Raw genomic sequence first — 1,301 nt, 5'->3', positions numbered from 1 at the left:
AGCTTGGCGAGGCGCTCGGCCTGCTGGGCCTCGATCGCCGGGTCGACGCGCAGGGGCTCGTAGGGCTCCTCCTCGTCGAGGGTGTAGCGGTTGACGCCGACGACGACCCGCTCGCCGGAGTCGGTCTCCTGGGCGATGCGGTAGGCGGAGCGCTCGATCTCGTTCTTCTGGAAGCCGCGCTCGATGGCGTTGACGGCGCCGCCGAGGTCCTCCACCTTCGTCATCAGTTCGAGGGCGGCGGCCTCCACCTCGTCGGTCATCTTCTCGATGACGTAGGACCCGGCGAACGGGTCGACGGTGGCGGTGACGTCCGTCTCGTACGCGAGGACCTGCTGCGTACGCAGGGCCAGGCGGGCGCTCTTGTCGGTCGGGAGCGCGATGGCCTCGTCGAAGGAGTTGGTGTGCAGCGACTGCGTACCGCCGAGGACGGCCGCGAGGCCCTGGACGGCGACGCGCACCAGGTTCACCTCGGGCTGCTGCGCGGTGAGCTGCACGCCCGCCGTCTGGGTGTGGAAGCGCAGCATCATCGACTTGGGGTTCTTCGCCCCGAACTCGTCCCGCATCACCCGCGCCCAGATCCGGCGGGCGGCGCGGAACTTGGCGACCTCCTCGAGGATCGTGGTGCGGGCGACGAAGAAGAACGACAGGCGGGGCGCGAAGTCGTCGACGTCCATGCCCGCGGCGACGGCCGTACGGACGTACTCGATGCCGTCGGCGAGGGTGAAGGCGATCTCCTGCGCGGGCGAGGCGCCGGCCTCCGCCATGTGGTAGCCGGAGATCGAGATGGTGTTCCACTTCGGGATCTCGGCCTTGCAGTACTTGAAGATGTCCGCGATCAGCCGCAGCGACGGCTTCGGCGGGAAGATGTACGTGCCGCGGGCGATGTACTCCTTCAGCACGTCGTTCTGGATGGTGCCGGTCAGCTTGTCCGCCGGGACGCCCTGCTCCTCGCCGACCAGTTGGTACAGCAGGAGCAGCAGCGCCGCCGGGGCGTTGATCGTCATCGACGTGGAGACCTTGTCCAGCGGGATCCCGCCGAACAGCACCCGCATGTCGTCGATGGAGTCGATCGCCACACCGACCTTGCCGACCTCGCCGTGCGCGATCGGCGCGTCGCTGTCGTGGCCCATCTGGGTCGGCAGGTCGAAGGCGACCGACAGGCCCATCGTGCCGTTCGCGATCAGCTGCTTGTACCGGGCGTTCGACTCCGTCGCCGTACCGAAGCCGGCGTACTGCCGCATCGTCCACGGCCGGCCCGTGTACATCGACGGGTACACACCCCGCGTGAAGGGATACGAACC

The 1,301-nt window shown here is 68.6% G+C and carries 1 protein-coding gene; it reads right to left on the bottom strand.

Going from position 1 to position 1,301, the window contains the following annotated elements; genetic code table 11:
• On the bottom strand, positions 1 to 1,301 hold a 1,301-nt coding region (locus ACIA79_RS33545; protein ID WP_399432209.1), incomplete at both ends, for a methylmalonyl-CoA mutase.

This window comes from Streptomyces sp. NPDC051310, from assembly GCF_044455245.1.
In the GTDB taxonomy this organism is placed as follows: Bacteria; Actinomycetota; Actinomycetes; order Streptomycetales; family Streptomycetaceae; genus Streptomyces.
This window is presented reverse-complemented; position numbering and strand designations above follow the sequence as displayed.